Annotated in this window: 16 protein-coding genes; 12 read left to right on the top strand and 4 right to left on the bottom strand. The window is 63.0% G+C overall.

Annotated features, from left to right (window positions below; all coding sequences use genetic code 11):
• The gene (locus NKJ35_RS10875) at nt 1-993 is read left to right on the top strand and encodes a lipid A biosynthesis lauroyl acyltransferase (RefSeq protein ID WP_352646857.1); all 993 of its coding nucleotides are present in this window, start codon (nt 1-3) and stop codon (nt 991-993) included.
• Between the two features lie 150 nt (nt 994-1,143).
• Here the strand turns inward: NKJ35_RS10875 and NKJ35_RS10880 are convergent, their stop codons facing one another.
• A complete protein-coding gene (locus tag NKJ35_RS10880) occupies nt 1,144-1,572 on the bottom strand; it encodes a L,D-transpeptidase (protein WP_352646859.1) in 429 nt (142 codons plus the stop codon).
• A gap of 222 nt (nt 1,573-1,794) precedes the next feature.
• On the opposite strand from NKJ35_RS10880, the gene NKJ35_RS10885 reads away from it, so the two are divergent.
• The 5 genes from NKJ35_RS10885 to NKJ35_RS10905 all read left to right on the top strand — a co-directional run bounded on the left by NKJ35_RS10885 (nt 1,795) and on the right by NKJ35_RS10905 (nt 8,367).
• Nucleotides 1,795-3,084, top strand: a complete 1,290-nt coding sequence (locus tag NKJ35_RS10885; RefSeq protein WP_352646861.1) for an acetylornithine deacetylase/succinyl-diaminopimelate desuccinylase family protein — start codon at nt 1,795-1,797, stop codon at nt 3,082-3,084.
• A gap of 130 nt (nt 3,085-3,214) precedes the next feature.
• The gene (locus tag NKJ35_RS10890; RefSeq protein ID WP_352646863.1) at nt 3,215-4,693 is read left to right on the top strand and encodes an ABC transporter substrate-binding protein; all 1,479 of its coding nucleotides are present in this window, start codon (nt 3,215-3,217) and stop codon (nt 4,691-4,693) included.
• Nucleotides 4,694-4,934: 241 nt separating this feature from the next.
• On the top strand, nt 4,935-5,882 hold the full coding sequence (locus tag NKJ35_RS10895; RefSeq protein WP_352646865.1) for an ABC transporter permease: 948 nt from the start codon (nt 4,935-4,937) through the stop codon (nt 5,880-5,882).
• Entirely contained in the window at nt 5,879-6,748 is an 870-nt protein-coding gene (locus NKJ35_RS10900) for an ABC transporter permease (RefSeq protein ID WP_352646867.1), read from the top strand. Before NKJ35_RS10895 ends, NKJ35_RS10900 begins: the two co-directional genes overlap by 4 nt.
• On the top strand, nt 6,745-8,367 hold the full coding sequence (locus NKJ35_RS10905) for an ABC transporter ATP-binding protein (protein ID WP_352646869.1): 1,623 nt from the start codon (nt 6,745-6,747) through the stop codon (nt 8,365-8,367). Before NKJ35_RS10900 ends, NKJ35_RS10905 begins: the two co-directional genes overlap by 4 nt.
• A 10-nt stretch (nt 8,368-8,377) precedes the next feature.
• On the opposite strand, the gene NKJ35_RS10910 is transcribed toward NKJ35_RS10905, so the two are convergent.
• Complete coding sequence (locus tag NKJ35_RS10910) at nt 8,378-8,809, bottom strand: TerB family tellurite resistance protein (protein ID WP_352646871.1); 432 nt, start codon at nt 8,807-8,809, stop codon at nt 8,378-8,380.
• Nucleotides 8,810-8,986: 177 nt separating this feature from the next.
• On the opposite strand from NKJ35_RS10910, the gene NKJ35_RS10915 reads away from it, so the two are divergent.
• The 3 genes from NKJ35_RS10915 (at nt 8,987) to NKJ35_RS10925 (ending at nt 10,589) form a co-directional block, all read left to right on the top strand.
• The gene (locus NKJ35_RS10915) at nt 8,987-9,157 is read left to right on the top strand and encodes a hypothetical protein (protein WP_254818195.1); all 171 of its coding nucleotides are present in this window, start codon (nt 8,987-8,989) and stop codon (nt 9,155-9,157) included.
• A 111-nt stretch (nt 9,158-9,268) separates the two neighbouring features.
• Complete coding sequence (locus NKJ35_RS10920) at nt 9,269-10,096, top strand: helix-turn-helix domain-containing protein (protein ID WP_352646873.1); 828 nt, start codon at nt 9,269-9,271, stop codon at nt 10,094-10,096.
• Between the two features lie 73 nt (nt 10,097-10,169).
• Complete coding sequence (locus NKJ35_RS10925) at nt 10,170-10,589, top strand: VOC family protein (RefSeq protein WP_352646875.1); 420 nt, start codon at nt 10,170-10,172, stop codon at nt 10,587-10,589.
• A gap of 299 nt (nt 10,590-10,888) precedes the next feature.
• Here the strand turns inward: NKJ35_RS10925 and NKJ35_RS10930 are convergent, their stop codons facing one another.
• Together NKJ35_RS10930 and NKJ35_RS10935 are read right to left on the bottom strand one after the other, a co-directional pair.
• Nucleotides 10,889-12,358, bottom strand: a complete 1,470-nt coding sequence (locus tag NKJ35_RS10930) for a cobyric acid synthase (protein WP_352646877.1) — start codon at nt 12,356-12,358, stop codon at nt 10,889-10,891.
• Between the two features lies 1 nt (nt 12,359).
• Nucleotides 12,360-12,974 (bottom strand): dimethylsulfonioproprionate lyase family protein, encoded by a 615-nt coding sequence (locus NKJ35_RS10935; protein WP_352646879.1) that lies wholly within the window; start codon nt 12,972-12,974, stop codon nt 12,360-12,362.
• Nucleotides 12,975-13,112: 138 nt separating this feature from the next.
• Between NKJ35_RS10935 and NKJ35_RS10940 the strand changes: the two genes are divergently transcribed.
• From NKJ35_RS10940 to mmsB, 3 genes are all read left to right on the top strand, one after another.
• On the top strand, nt 13,113-14,279 hold the full coding sequence (locus NKJ35_RS10940) for an isobutyryl-CoA dehydrogenase (RefSeq protein WP_352646881.1): 1,167 nt from the start codon (nt 13,113-13,115) through the stop codon (nt 14,277-14,279).
• Nucleotides 14,280-14,316: 37 nt separating this feature from the next.
• The gene (locus NKJ35_RS10945; protein ID WP_254818189.1) at nt 14,317-14,685 is read left to right on the top strand and encodes a four helix bundle protein; all 369 of its coding nucleotides are present in this window, start codon (nt 14,317-14,319) and stop codon (nt 14,683-14,685) included.
• Between the two features lie 65 nt (nt 14,686-14,750).
• The gene (gene mmsB / locus NKJ35_RS10950; protein WP_352646883.1) at nt 14,751-15,635 is read left to right on the top strand and encodes a 3-hydroxyisobutyrate dehydrogenase; all 885 of its coding nucleotides are present in this window, start codon (nt 14,751-14,753) and stop codon (nt 15,633-15,635) included.
• The last annotated feature ends 308 nt before the right edge of the window (nt 15,636-15,943 follow it).

Raw genomic sequence — 15,943 nt, forward strand, 5'->3', positions numbered from 1 at the left:
ATGATCGGCAACGCCTTCAAGAAGATCCGCAGGGACCTGGGATTCCGCTATGGCAGGCGGCTTCGCCAGTTCAACTACTGGCTGGTCGCGCGGGTCGCGATGATCATCATCTCCGCGCTGCGCCTGCTGCCGCCCGACAGCGCGCTCAATTTTGCCGACCGCGCCGCCCGCCGCATCGGCCCTTGGGTGGCGCGCCATCAGGTTGCGGTCGACAATCTGCGCCAGGCCTATCCGGAAAAAAGCCATGCCGAGATCGAAGCGATCGCTTCCGACATGTGGGGCAACATGGCCCGCCTGGCCGCCGAATACATCTTTCTCGATGCTTTGTTCGACTACGATCCCGCTGCGACGAAGCCGGGCCGTGTCGAGGTCAAGGGCGTGGAGCATTTCGTGCGCATCGCGGGCGAGGATAAGCCGCATATCGTCTTTACCGGGCATCTCGGCAATTTCGAGCTGCTGCCGGTGGCGGCGGCGACTTTCGGCATGAATATCACGGCGCTGTTTCGCCCGCCCAACAACCCTTACCTCGCCGACTACATCCTCTCGACCCGCCGCTCGAGCATGGGATCGCTGCTGCCGTCTTCGACCGGTGCCTCGTTCGCGCTTGCGGCCGTCCTGGAGAAGGGCGGCAATATCGGCGTGCTGGTCGACCAGAAATTCACCGGCGGGCTCGAGACGACATTCTTCGGCCGCCCCTGCGAGAGCAACCGGGTCCTCGGCACCCTGGCGCGGCACTACGATTGCGATGTCTACCCGGCGCGCTGCGTGCGCTTGCCGAACAATCGTTTCCGGCTCGAGATCGAGGACAAGCTCACCTTGCCGCGCACCGCCGGCGGCAGTGTCGACGTCCCCGCCACCACCCAGCTTCTCAACGACGTCGTCGAGCGCTGGGTGCGCGAAGACCCCGGCCAGTGGATGTGGTTCCACAAGCGCTGGGAGATCAGCAAGCGCAAAAAGCGTCGGCCGGCGACAATGCGCGACAAAGCCGCTTGAGCGGAAACCATAGCAAGCGTTTTCCGCTACTGACGTATTTTGTTCTTGCTTTGTGCCGGCAGCTATGCTATAAATTTAGTTATGGTGCTATTTGGCCCTGACGAACCCGCCGCTCCGGCGGGTTTTTTGTTGCGGGCGGGGGAGCAGACCCTAATTCGTCACGAGGATCCGCGTATTGCCGAAGCCGGCTTTGCGCACCATCGAATAGAATGCGGCCGCGTTGCTGGGGTGAAGGCGCACACAGCCATGCGATGCCGGGCGCCCCAATTGCCGGATCGCGCCGGTGCCGTGGATGGCATAGCCGCCGCGGAAGAACACCGAATAGGGCATCGGCGACATGTCGTATTTGCGCGAATACCACATCCGGGCCGTCCGCTGTGGACGATAGCTGCCGCGTGGTGTGATGTAGCCTTTGCGGGCGGTGGAAACGCTCCACCGGTAATACGACAGCCCGTATCTTACCGTCATCGTCTGTGAGGAAATATCGATGTTCGCGACCAGGCTGGCCGCACGGCTCTCGAACGACGAACCGAACAGCATCGCTACTAATGTCGCTGCCATGAGAACAGTGTTTTTCATGCAATCAAACCCCTTTGATGCCCCTTGCCTGCCTGCCCTCACGCTGTTCTCCAGCGCTTTGATGGCAAGCCAGCGAGCTAACACTTACTCCCTGACGATTTCACCAATCCCAAGCAGCGAATTTGAACGATTTCCCGCAATAGTTGCCGTAACGACACGCAATCGCCTGGCAATTCGCCATCGGGCTTGCAAAACCCCCTCATCCGCTGCTCAATTCGCCGAATGAACGAACCGAACGAACGGCTCCTCAAGGCTATCGATGACCGAGCCGATGATCTGGTTGCACTGACTGCGGATCTGATCCGCTTTCCGACCATCAATCCGCCCGGCGAAGCTTATCGGCCATGTGCCGAATATATCGGCGCGCGGCTGAAGAAGCGTGGTTTTGAGACCGAATTCATCCGTGGCGAGGGCACACCTGGCGACACTGACCGTTACCCGCGCGTCAACGTCGTCGCCCGCTTCGATGGCCGGGCGCCGGGTGCTTGCGTGCACTTCAATTCGCATATCGACGTCGTCGAGCCTGGCGACGGCTGGAGCCTCGATCCGTTCGCCGGCATCGTCAGGGATGGCAAGGTCTATGGCCGCGGCGCTTGCGACATGAAAGGCGGGCTTGCCGCCTCGATCATCGCCGCTGAAGCCTTCATGGAGGTCTTTCCCGATTTTCCCGGCGCCATCGAGATTTCAGGCACGGTCGACGAGGAGTCCGGCGGCTTTGGCGGCGTCGCGCATCTGGCCAAGCTCGGCTATTTCTCCAGGCCGAAGGTCGACCACGTCATCATTCCCGAACCGCTCAACAAGGATCGCATCTGCCTTGGCCATCGCGGCGTCTGGTGGGCGGAGATCGAGACCAGGGGCGAGATCGCGCACGGCTCGATGCCGTTCCTCGGCGACAATGCGGTGCGCCATATGGGCGCCGTGCTGCGCGCCTTCGAGGACGAATTGTTTCCGGCGCTCGACCGCAAGATGACGCGCATGCCGGTCGTGCCCGAAGGCGCAAAACGCTCAACCATGAACATCAACTCGGTCCATGGCGGCCAGACGGAGGATTTCCGGCCCGGCCTGCCCTCGCCCAACGTGCCCGATTCCTGCCGGCTGACCATCGACCGCCGCTTCCTGCTCGAAGAGGATCTCGCTACGGTCAAGAGCGAGGTGACCGATATCCTCGAACGGCTGAAGCGCGAGCGCAAAAAGTTCGACTACGAAATCCGCGATCTGATGGAGGTGCTGCCGCTGATGACCGAGCGCGACGCGCCGGTGGTTAAGGCGGTCGCGCAAGGCATCATGGAGATATTCGACCGCGAACCGGATTACGTGATTTCGCCCGGCACTTACGACCAGAAGCACATCGCCCGTATCGGCCACATCTATGACTGCATCGCCTATGGCCCGGGCATCCTCGATCTCGCCCACCGGCCCGATGAATGGGTCGGCATTGCCGATATGCTGGACTCGGCAAAGGTGATGGCGATCGGCCTCAACGTTCTGCTGAGGGACGCCGGCCCGCGATGATCCGGCCATGGGCGAAAAAACATTCCTCCCGGCGACCGCCGACGGGACGAAACGCAATTTACTCGGCGGCGAATTCACGCTTCTATCCGGCCGGGTTTGAGCACGTGTTTTAGACATGGGGAGTTGCACGATGAAATTGTGGAAAACCATTCTGGCCGCCGCGGCGCTGGCGTTGGCCGCCGGAACCTCGGCGATGGCCGCGCGCACCGACCTGGTCATCGGCATTACGCTCGAACCCCCGCATCTCGACCCGACCGCGGGTGCCGCCGCGGCAATCGACGAGGTACTCTATGCCAATGTCTTCGAGGGCCTGACCCGCATCGGCCCGAACGGCGAGGTGCTGCCCGATCTCGCGGAAAGCTGGAGCATTTCCGACGATGGCAAGGTCTACATTTTCAAGCTGCATACCGGCGTGAAATTCCATGACGGCACCGACTTCAACGCCGACGACGTGAAATTCTCGCTCGACCGTGCCCGCGCCGAAAATTCCGTCAACGCGCAAAAGGGCCTGTTTGCCGCCATCGACAAGGTCGAGGTTGGCGATCCCGCGACGGTAAAGGTCACGCTGAAGAACCCGCAAGGCTCGTTCCTCTACAATATGGGCTGGGGCGACGCGGTTATCGTGGCGCCTGAGACAGCCGACACCAACAAGGAAAAGCCTGTTGGCACCGGCCCATTCAAGTTCCAGAACTGGGCCAAGGGCTCATCGATCACGCTGGTCAAGTCGGACAATTACTGGGGCGCCCCGGTATTCCTCGACAAGGCCGAGTTCCGCATCATTCCGGATGCCGCCGCCGCCGTTCCGGCGCTGCTTTCCGGCGACGTTCAGGCCTTTCCGTTCTTCGACCCCGACAGCGTCGCCCAGGTCAAGGACGACCCACGCTTCAAGGTGGTGATCGGCTCGACCGAGGGTGAAACCATCCTGTCGATCAACAACAAGAAGCCGCCGTTCGACAAGCTACAGGTCAGGCAGGCGATTTCCTTTGCGCTCGATCGCAAGGCGATCATCGACGGCGCCTCGGCCGGCCTCGGCGTGCCGATCGGCTCGCACATGTCGCCCGCCAGCAAGGCCTATGTCGACCTCACCGGCCTCTATCCGCACAATGTGGACAAGGCCAAGGAATTGCTGAAGGAAGCCGGCCTAGAGAATGGCTTCAAGGCGACGCTCAAGCTGCCGCCGCCCTCCTACGCGCGGCTCGGTGGCGAGATCATCGCCTCCGAGCTTCGCGAAATCGGCGTCGATCTCGAGATCATACCGGTTGAATGGGCGCAATGGCTGGACCAGGTCTTCACCAAGAAGGATTACGACCTGACCATCGTTTCCCATACCGAGCCCAACGACATCGATATCTATTCGCGTAAGGACTATTACTTCAACTACGACAATCCGGCCTTCGACAAAATCATCGAGGAGCTGAACCTTACCTCCGATGAGGCCAAGCGCACGACGCTGCTTGGCGAGGCGCAGAAGGTCCTGGCAGATGACGCCGTGGTCGGCTTCCTGTACGAATTGCCGAAGGTCGGCGTCTGGGACGCCAAACTGCAGGGCCTGTGGGAAAACGCCCCGATCCAGGCCAACGACCTGACCAAGGTGAAGTGGACGGATTGAGGCGCTGACAGAAGGGGCGAAAGTTGCACTCCGTCATACCCCCCTCTGTCCTGCCGGACATCTCCCCCTCAAGGGGGGAGACTGGCCGTTTCCACGCTGGCTCTGTCCTTGCAACGCTAGTGGTTAGCGAAGAGGGCTCAATCTCCCCGCTTGAGGGGGAGATGTCCGGCACAGAGGGTGGGCGGGAACGCAAGCTTCGCCCGGTTTCTGCGTTCGCCAACGCAGCGGTTCCTCAACGTCCATGACCGCCTACCTCCTCAAGCGGCTCGCCATCGCCGTCGTCACGCTGGTTCTGGCCTCGATAGTGGTCTTTGCCGTGCTGGAGATCATTCCCGGCGACCCGGCGCGGCTGATGCTTGGCCTGAACGCCAGTGCCGACCAGATCGAATTGCTGCGCAACCAGATGGGTCTCAACGCTCCCGTCGTGCTGCGCTATCTGCATTGGGCCGGCGGCTTGCTGAGCCTCGATTTCGGCCGTTCCTACACCTATTCGGTGCCGGTCATCGATCTGGTCCGTGAGCGCCTCGTCGTCTCGCTGCCGCTGGCACTGATGGCGCTGGCGCTGTCCACCGTCATTGCCATTCCGGTCGGACTGTTTTCCGCCAGCCGGCACGGCCGGGCCGGCGACACGATCGCGATGGGTGCCGCCCAGCTTGGCGTCGCCGTGCCCAATTTCTGGTTTGCGCTGATGCTGATTTATCTGTTCGCCGTCTGGCTGCGGCTGGTGCCGGGCGGCGGCTTTCCCGGCTGGAGCGCCGGCGTCTGGCCGGCACTGAAATCGCTACTTCTGCCGGCGGTCGCCCTCGCTCTGCCACAGGCGGCGATCCTCGCCCGGGTCACCCGCTCGGCGCTGATCGAAGTGCTGAACGAGGACTACATCCGAACCGCCCGCGCCAAGGGCCTGCCCTATCGCCTTGTCTTGTGGCGGCATGCGCTGCGCAACGCCATGATCCCGGTGGTCACCATTCTAGGCCTGCAATTCGCCTTCCTGCTTGCCGGCACCATCATCATCGAGAACGTCTTCTACTTGCCCGGCCTCGGCCGGCTGGTGTTCCAGGCGATCAATCAGCGTGACCTGATCGTGGTCGAGAGCGTCGTCATGTTGCTGGTCGCCGCGGTCATCATCGTCAATTTCGTTGTCGATCTCTCCTATGCGGTGGTCGATCCGCGCCTGAGAGGCCGGCAATGACGCTGCACATCGACATCCCCGACGAGAACCTTGCCGGCATCCTGGCCAAGGCGTTTCGAAACCGTTCGTTCCTCGCCGGCTTCGTCGTCACCGCACTGGTGGCGGCGGTCGCGATCTTGTCCTTCTTCTGGGCGCCTTACGATGTCACCAATCTGGTCATTTCCGACAAGACCCAGGCGCCGTCGCTGGCGCACTGGTTCGGCACCGACCATTTCGGTCGCGACATCCTGTCGATGATCATGGTTGGCGCCCGCAACTCGATTGCCGTGGCGCTGGTGGCGGTCGGCATCGGCATGGGCGTCGGCGTACCGCTCGGCGCCTTTGCCGCGGCGCGCGGCGGCTTCGCCGACGACGTGCTGATGCGGTTGAACGATTTGGTCTTCGCCTTTCCGGCGCTGCTTTCGGCAATTATGATCACCGCCATCTTCGGGCCGGGCGCGTTCAACGCCATCATTGCCATCGGCATCTTCAACATCCCGGTGTTCGCGCGCGTCGCCCGGGCCGGCGCCCTGGCGATCTGGCCGCGCGAATTCATCCTCGCCGCCCGCGCCGCCGGCAAGAGCAGGACGCTAATCAGCATCGAACATGTGCTGCCCAACATCGCCACGCTGCTGCTGGTGCAAGGCACCATCCAGTTCGCGCTGGGCATACTGGCCGAAGCCGGGCTTTCCTATGTCGGGCTGGGCACCCAGCCACCGATGCCGAGCTGGGGCCGCATGCTGTTCGACGCCCAGACCCGCATGGTGGTGGCACCGTGGATGGCGATCTTTCCGGGCATGGCGATTGTCATCACGGTGCTTGGCCTCAACCTGCTTGGCGACGGCATTGCCGACATCCTCGATCCGAAATCGCGGCGGCAGCGATGAGCCTGCTCGAAATCGAGAAGCTGTCGCTGACCATCGGCAGCACCCGTATCCTCAGAGACATCGAACTTTCCGTCGCGCCGGGCGAAGTGATGGGGCTAGTCGGCGAATCCGGCTCCGGCAAGTCGATGACGGCGCTCACCGTCATGCAGCTTCTGCCCTGGGCAGCGCATACCAGCGGACGCATCACCTTCGACGGCATCGACATCCTTGCCGCCAGCGAGGACCAGATGTGCGCGCTGCGCGGCGACGACATCGGCATGGTGTTCCAGGAGCCAATGACGGCGCTCAATCCGGTCAAAACCATCGGCGAGCAGGTCGCCGAGGGTATTCGCTGGCACACCAGGGCGAGCCGCGCCGACGCTGAGGAACGGGCGCGAAAAATGCTGGACCGGGTCGGCCTGCCGGCAGCACAATTCCCGCTCTCGCGTTATCCGCACGAACTCTCCGGCGGCCAGCGCCAGCGCGTCGTCATCGCCATCGCCTGTGCGCTGAAGCCCAAGCTGCTGATTGCCGACGAGCCGACGACCGCGCTCGACGTGGTGCTGCAGGCGCAGATTCTCGACCTGCTGCGCGACCTCGTAGCGGAAAACCGCATGGGTCTTCTGCTGATCTCGCACGACCTCGCAGTGGTGACCGAGATGGCGGACCGCATCATCATCCTGCGCCATGGCGAGGTGATGGAGGCCGGCGATACCGCGCGCACGCTGTCCGAACAGCTTCATCCCTACACGCGACAGCTGGCGCAGGCCTCCATGCATGTGCCGGCGCGGGCCCGCGCACATGACAGCGGATCGGCCAAACCGCTGCTTCAGGTAGAGAACGTAACGCGGGATTATCCGGGACGGCGCACATCCCTGTTGAAACGCGCGGCTCCAATCCGCGCCGTCGACGATGTATCGTTCTCGATGGCGCCCGGCCAGTCGGTGGCGCTCGTCGGCCGTTCCGGCTGCGGCAAGTCGACGCTCGCCCGCATGGTCCTGGCGCTGGACGGGCCGACATCGGGAGCGATCCGCTTCCGCGGCGATACCCTCACCGGCAAGAGCGAGGCGGAGCTGAAGCCGGCACGGCGCGACATGCAGGTCGTGTTCCAGGACCCGTACGGTTCGTTCGACCCACGCCAGAAGGTCGAGAGATTGGTGGCCGAGCCGCTGCATGTGCTGGAGAAGAAGCCGGTGCCCGCCGCGCGACGCGAGATGGTGGCGCATGCGCTACACGAGGTCGGCCTCTCACCAGGCGACATGGACAAGTATCCGCATGAGTTTTCGGGTGGCCAGCGTCAGCGCCTTTCGATCGCCCGCGCCATCATCACGCGGCCGAAGCTGGTCGTCGCCGACGAGCCGGTCTCGGCGCTCGATGTCTCGATCCGCGCCCAGATCCTCGACCTCTTCGCCGACCTGAACCAGAAGCTCGGCATCGCGTATCTGTTCATCACCCATGATCTGACCGTCGCCCGCGCCATCACCGACGAAGTGCTGGTCATGCATGACGGCAAGATCGTTGAGCGCGGCAGGACAAGCGACGTGCTCGACCACCCGCAATCCGCAGCGGCCAAGGCGTTGGTCGCCGCCGCTCCCGATTTGCATCGGGCGATCGCGAAACGGCTGCAGGAACAGGGGTGAGCGGCGACCGTTAGCCTTGCGGCTTGACCACATCGGCAGGGCTGATGTCGAGCAGGTCGAGCGTGCGGCGCAGCAGCTGCATCTCACTCCCGGCAAGTTGCGAATCGGCCTTGGCGATTTCCGCCATGTGGCGGGCGAGCAGCTTGCGCCGCTCTACATCGAGGTCGCGGAATTGCGCGATGGCCTGGGAGCCGTTGGTCTCGTAGCCGAATTCGTTGAGATATTCGATGACGCTGTCGACGCTGGTTTCGGGAATGCCGAAGGCGTCCCGGCAGATACGCCTGAAGGCGGTCATTTCGCTTTCGCTGACCGACCCATCGGCCAGTATCATGCGGAACAGCATCAGTAGCTCCGCCGACAGCACCGGATCGTCCGCCACCTTGCGCACGCCGGGGTCGCCGTCGAAAATCGAGCGTATCTGGTCCAGCAATCCCATCGCCATCAGCCCCTTCCGATTCGTTCGGAAGGTAGCGCGGAATCGGCCTGGCGCAAACGGGGATGCGCGTGCTGGAGCCGCATGTTTTTCTCGCCGGAAAGCTGCAAGCCGCTGCGCTCATTGGTGTGTGACCGTGCGACTGATACTATGCCGCTGTACGAATCATATTGAGGAGGGACGGACATGAATCTCAGTGCACCTACCCAGCTTATTTTTATCATATCCCTTGTCATCGCCATCATCGGCGTTCTCGCCGCGCTTGGCGTTCTTGCGTTTATCCCTTTGGCTTCCGTGTGGATTGTCGTCATCGCCTACATCGTGCTGGCCGCCGGCTGTCTGATGCGCGGCGCTTAAACACGTCCAGACAATTCGGAATCTCAGGCAACTCGGAGCGCCCGGCCAAAACCCGGGCGCTTTTGATTCTGCAGGATGGTCTGTTAGAATTCCTGGACCAGGGAAAGCACAATGCCCACCAGCGAAGACGGCAGCCGCCACGACGGCCCGGAGCTCGATCGGTTCGAGATGGTGTGGCGCGCGCCGAGCCATCGACTTCAGGGCGCCGTCACTGACATGTGCGGCTTTCGCGAAACCATGCCAGGCCATTTCCGCGCGATCGAATATGCCTCGCTGACCGTGCCGCTGGTCATCAGCTTTGCCGAACCCTTTGCCATCGGGCTCGGCAGGAACCCCAGCGACAATGACCGTTTCGCCAGTTTTGCCGCCGGCCTTTATGCCGGGCCGGTGGTGATCGATTCCTTCGGCGGCGCCTGCTGTGTGCAGATCAATTTCACTCCGCTCGGCGCTCGTCGCTTCTTCGGCCGCCCGATGAGCGAACTGACCGACCGCATGGTCGGCCTGGATGACGTGCTCGGCGTCGAAGGCATCGCGCTTCGCGAAAGGCTTGGCAATGCGCCGGATTGGAACTCACGCTTTGCCATCGCCGAGGCCTTCGTCGGCGATCGGTTGGCAAGCGCAGACCGCACTCAGGCCGAAATGGTCTGGGCCTATGAGACGATCGTCTCTACGCGTGGGCGGACCCGCATCTCGACGCTGGCCGAAAAGCTTGGCTGGAGCCGCAAGCATCTTACCGGAAAATTTTCGGACGCAGTCGGCACCGGCCCAAAAACGCTGTCGCGCATCGTCCGTTTCAACCATGCGCTTGGCCTGTCGAGACAGGCCAACAGTGATTGGGCCGACATCGCCGCCGACTGCGGCTATGCCGACCAGGCGCATCTGGTGCGCGAGTTCCGCGACCTCGCAGGCGTCACGCCGACCACTGTCGCCGCGAGGTAACATTTCTTCAAGACGCGCAACCAGCCTTCGCCCAGACTGGGTTGATCGACCAACCCGCTGAAGGAGATCAGTCATGCCGAACACCACCGAACCACCGCGGCTTTATCCGGCGCTGCGCTACAGGAATGCCGGCAGGATGATCGATTGGCTGTGCGAGGCCTTCGGCTTTAGCCTTCGCGCCCGCTATGGCGAAGGCGACGTGGTGCACCATGCCGAACTCGCTTTCGGCTCCTCGATCATCATGCTCGGCACGGCGCGCGACGATGCCTATGGCAAGATGGTCGGCGCGCCCGGTTCGGGCGGCGGCAAGTCGATCTACGTTGCGGTCGCTGACGCAGATGCGGCATACGCGCGGGCAAAGACCGCCGGCGCCGAGATTCTGGAAGAACTCACCGACCGCGACTATGGCAGCCGCGAATTCATCTGCCGCGATCCGGAAGGCAATGTCTGGTCGTTCGGCACCTACTGGCCGAAGGCTGACGAAAAGGCTTGAATTGGCCGCGCTCCCCAACTTCGTCATCCCTGGGCGAAGCAGGAGCGAAACTCCGTCGCGGAGACCCTGGGATCCATGCCGTAACCTTGATCAAAGAGTGCAACGGAGCAGAATTTTGCACCGCCGCAGCGCTCTGAAGTCGCGGCATGGATCCTGGGGTCTGCGCCGCGTCGCTTCGCTCCTTGCTCCGCCCCAGGATGACGAAGCGATGGGCGTTTGCGCTAATTGCCAAGGCATGCGATCCGCCAACGCAGGCACATCCGGCCTGCCCAAGCTTCTGCGCTAAGGAACATTGAGCTCTAACGCGCCAGCCCAAAAATCGCGTCGCAGTCGAGGTGGGTTTCCAGTTCGGCGGCGATCTCGTCGAGTGCCCGTTCGACCTCGGCGCGGTAGTCGATGCCGCCGCCCTTCACGCCGAGGCTTTCGAGGAATTTCGCCCGGAAGGCATCGGCGGAAAACAGCCCGTGCATATAGGTGCCCAGCACCTTGCCGTCGGCCGAGATAGCGCCGTCATCGATGCCGTTGATAACGGCGGACGGCCGCAGCGTGTCCGGACCGGTGGTGCGGCCGAGATGGATCTCGTAGCCCTCGAGCGGCAGATCGAACGGCACCGAGCGCGCGCTGACGTTGCGCACCGTCTTTTCCGGCTCCATCACCGTTTCGACGTCGAGCAGCCCGAGGCCTTGCGCCTCGGTAACGCTGCCCTCGATGCCGTCGGGATCGCGCACGACATGGCCGAGCATCTGGAAGCCGCCGCAAATGCCGACGATATGGCCACCGCGTTTCCTATGCGCGGCAAGGTCGCGGTCCCAGCCGTTCTCGCGGAATTTCAGGAGATCGCCAATCGTCGACTTCGAGCCGGGAATGACCACCAGCCCTGCATCCTGGGGCAGGCGCTGGCCAGGCGGCACGAACACCACCTCGACCTGCGGTTCGGCCTTGAGCGGGTCGAGATCGTCGAAATTGGCGATGCGCGAAAGCACCGGCACGGCGATCTTCAGCGCGCGCTTCTCACCGGACGCCAACCGTTCGAGCACGACGGAGTCTTCCGACGGCAGCCGCGCCGCCGCCTTCAGCCACGGCACCACGCCAAAGCAGCGCCAGCCGGTGAATTTTTCGATCGCCTCGATGCCATCGTCGAACAGCGTGACATCGCCGCGGAACTTGTTGATGAGATAGCCGACGATCATGCGCCGGTCCTCGTCCGGCAGGATCAGGTGGGTGCCGGCGACCGAGGCGATGACGCCGCCGCGATCGATATCGCCGACCAGGATCACCGGCACGCCGGCGCGCGTCGCAAAGCCCATATTGGCAATGTCGCGGCTCCTGAGGTTGATCTCGGCCGGCGATCCCGCGCCCTCGACAATGACCAGGTCCGCGCCCTCGCCGACCGTCGCCCAGGAGTCCAGCACCGCATCCATCAGCCGGCCCTTCAGCGCCTGATAGTCGCGCGCCCGCGCCTCGCCGAACACCTTGCCCTGCACTACCACTTGAGCGCCGACATCGGTCTGCGGCTTGAGGAGCACCGGGTTCATGTGGATGGTCGGCGGCACCCCGCAGGCGATCGCCTGCAGCCATTGGGCGCGGCCGATCTCACCGCCGCCTGAAACGCGGGGAATATCGGCGACGGCGGCGTTGTTCGACATGTTCTGCGGCTTGAACGGCCGCACTTTCAGCCCACGGTTCCTGGCCGCGCGGCACAGCCCGGCGACGAGCACCGTCTTGCCGACATCCGAACCCGTGCCCTGCAGCATGATCGCCTTGGCCATATCAGCCCCTGCCCTGCGCAACGGTTGCGGTGATCGTCGACTTGGCCGCCAGTGGCCCGCCGCGCCAGAGATAGAGCGCCAGCAGCGGCTCCTTGCCGGTGCGCATGGCGTGGCTGACGCCAGGGGCATGGTGGATCACCTCGCCCGGCGCTCGAAGGCGAAAACCGCCATCGCCCATGCGCCATTCGGTGCCGCCGGTCAGCGGGATGTAGATCTCCTCCGCGACATGGTGGTGATCGGGGTAGACGATGTCGGGTCCAAGGATCAGCAGGCCGGCCGCGACCTCTTCATTGACGAAATAGCCGCGCGTACCGAACACCTCCAGCCAGCCGTAATTGTCGATGAAAACCTTGCCGAAATCCGCTTCCCCATAGGTCTGGCCCCAGCGCAGATCGCCGCGACGCGCCGCAACCAGCCGCGCCAGCGGCTTGGCCGCAACGGGAGCGAGTTCGACGATACGGTCGAGCTGGACGAGACAAGGCAGTGCATGCGGTTCGAGCGGCCGGCTTGGCATGTCCCAGCCGATCCGGGCCACGGCGTCGCGCACCAGAGCATCGTCGAACGTCTGGAGATAGGCATGGAAGCATCCAAGCAGTTCGTCGAATTTTGTCGTCACACTTTGCTCCAAAGCGCATTCGCGCACAGCGGCTGCGCAGACGGGTCGGGTTGCGCGGCGGCATCATTGGTCTAGATTGAACGGCGCGCAAAGCCAAAAACGACAGGCCAGCAGGCCGGAAACGTCAGGGAGCACGCCATGGACGCCGCTGTCGATGCTGGCACCAGCCAGTTCGAACTCAACGAGGACCAGCGCGCCATCCAGGAGATGGCCGAGGCCTTCGCCGCCGACCGTGTGGCGCCGAACGCACTCGACTGGGATCGCAACAAGTATTTCCCCGCCGACGTGATCCGCGAGACGGGCCCGCTCGGCCTTGGAGGCATATATGTCCGCGAGGATGTCGGCGGCTCGGGGCTCGGCCGGCTCGACGCCGTGCTGATCTTCGAGGCGCTTTCGCGGGCGGATCCGGCGTTTTCCGCCTTCATCTCTATCCACAATATGGCGGCATCGATGATCGACCGCTTCGGCAGCGACGAACAGCGCCGGCGCTTCCTGCCGAAGCTGACCTCAATGGAATGGCTGGCAAGCTATTGCCTGACCGAGCCCGGATCGGGCTCGGATGCGGCGGCGCTGAAGACGCGCGCGACAAAGAGCGGCGGCGACTATGTGCTGAACGGCGCCAAGCAGTTTATCTCCGGTGCCGGCGACAGCGACCTCTATGTCGTCATGGCGCGCACCGGCGCCGACGGGCCGAAAGGCATTTCCACCTTCGTCGTGCCGAACGATGCGCCGGGCCTTTCTTTCGGCGCCAACGAGCACAAGATGGGCTGGCACATGCAGTCGACGCGCCAGGTCGTCTTCGAGGACTGCAAGGTGCCGGCGGAAAACCTTCTGTCGGCAGAAGGCGCCGGCTTCGGCATCGCCATGGCCGGGCTCGACGGCGGCCGGTTGAACATCGCCGCCTGCTCGCTCGGCGGCGCGCAATCGGCACTCGACAAGGCGCTCGCTTACACGGCCGAGCGCAAGGCTTTCGGCTCGAAGATCAACCAGTTCCAGGCGCTGCAGTTCAAGCTTGCGGACATGGAGACCGAATTGCAGGCAGCGCGCGTCTTCCTCTACACCGCCGCTTCGAAGCTCGACCGCAACACGCCGGATGCCTCAAAATGGTCGGCGATGGCGAAGCGCTTCGTCACCGACACCGGCTTCAATGTCGCCAACGACGCCCTGCAGCTGCACGGCGGCTATGGTTATCTGCACGATTACGGCATCGAGAAGCTGGTGCGCGACCTGCGTGTCCACCAGATCCTCGAAGGCACCAACGAGATCATGCGCGTCATCATCGCTCGCGCCCTGATCGGGCGGTAAGGCAGTAGGCAGTAGGCAGTAGACAGTAGGCAGAAAGATGACCGGCAAGATCAATTCGTACAAGGATCTTATCGTATGGCAGCAAGCGATGGATCTGGCCGTCACCACCTACTCCCTGACCAAGGCATGGCCAAAAGAGGAATTGTATGGGTTGACCAGCCAGATCCGCCGCTCAGCAACCTCTATTCCTGCAAACATCGCGGAAGGTTACGGCCGAGACAACAGAGGCTCCTATCAGCAATTTCTCAGGATTGCCCAGGGATCGCTGAAGGAGTTCGAGACACACCTCCAGATCGCTGAACGCATTGGCCTTGCTACGCATGATCAAGCTTATCACGTGCTTTTAGCGACCGAGGGCATTGGGAAAATGCTTCGCCAGCTTATTAACAAACTTGCGCCCGAATAGGTCGCTTACTGCCTACCGCCTACTGCCTACTGCCTACTGCCTACCCACACCACGGGAGCGCCAATATGACCACCCTCGCCTTCATCGGCCTCGGCAATATGGGCAATCCGATGGCCGCCAACCTGGTCAAGGCCGGGTATGCCGTGCACGGGTTCGACCTGGTGCCGGAGAACCTCGTCATCGCCAGGGAACACGGCGTCGTCATCATGGCCAACGCCGTTGCAGCGGTGAAAGACGCCGATGCGGTCATCACCATGCTGCCAGCCGGTAAGCATGTTCTGACGGTTTACGCAGACATAGCGTCCAAGGCAAAAAAAGGCGCGCTGTTCATCGATTCCTCGACCATCGATGTCGAGTCGGCTCGAAAGGCCCATGCCATCGCCGCCAAGCACGGGTTGCTGTCGATCGACGCGCCGGTCTCCGGCGGCACGGGCGGTGCCGCGGCCGGCACGCTGACCTTCATGGCCGGCGGTTCGAAGGATGCCTTCGCCAAGGCCGAACCAATCCTCAAGCCGATGGCCGGCCGCATCGTTCATTGCGGCGACGACGGCGCCGGACAGGCGGCGAAGATCTGCAACAACATGATTTTGGGCATTTCGATGATCGGTGTTGCCGAGGCCTTCGTGCTGGCGGAAAAGCTCGGCCTGTCGCACCAGGCGCTGTTCGACGTCGCCTCGACCTCGTCCGGCCAGTGCTGGTCGCTGACCACCTATTGCCCGGTGCCCGGCCCGGTGCCGACATCGCCCGCCAACAATGGCTATAAGCCTGGCTTCGCGGCGGCACTGATGCTGAAGGACCTGAAACTGTCGCAGGAGGCCGCACAGAGCATCGGTGCAGCAACGCCGCTCGGCGCCGAGGCAGCTCAGCTCTATGCGCTGTTCAACGCACAGGGGAATGCCGGTGCCGATTTTTCCGGCATCATTAATTTCCTCCGTGGTAACCCCGCGTAAGCTCCAAGTTCACAGGTTTTCGATCTGCCCAAAGCGGAAAGTCGGCAAATTTAGGTTTGCTTAAGCTCTTGCTAACCCTGCAGTAACGATATGCGTTTAAAACGGATTGCGAGGCGGACATCCGCCCGGCGCTCCGGATCAGGTCTCGCGTACCGGAGCCCGTAAGTTTCGCCTTTAGTTTCGCAAGTGTATTGTTGGCGAAGCGCCGTGCGTATCTGGCAAAGCCGCGTTCCGATGGAGCGCGGTTTTTGCGTTTCGCTTCCTCGCCCGGCAAGCGCTCGGTCGATCGCCGGGCGTCCGACATGGAG

Origin of the sequence: Mesorhizobium sp. M0136 (genome assembly GCF_040322515.1) — a bacterium.
GTDB lineage: Bacteria > Pseudomonadota > Alphaproteobacteria > Rhizobiales > Rhizobiaceae > Mesorhizobium.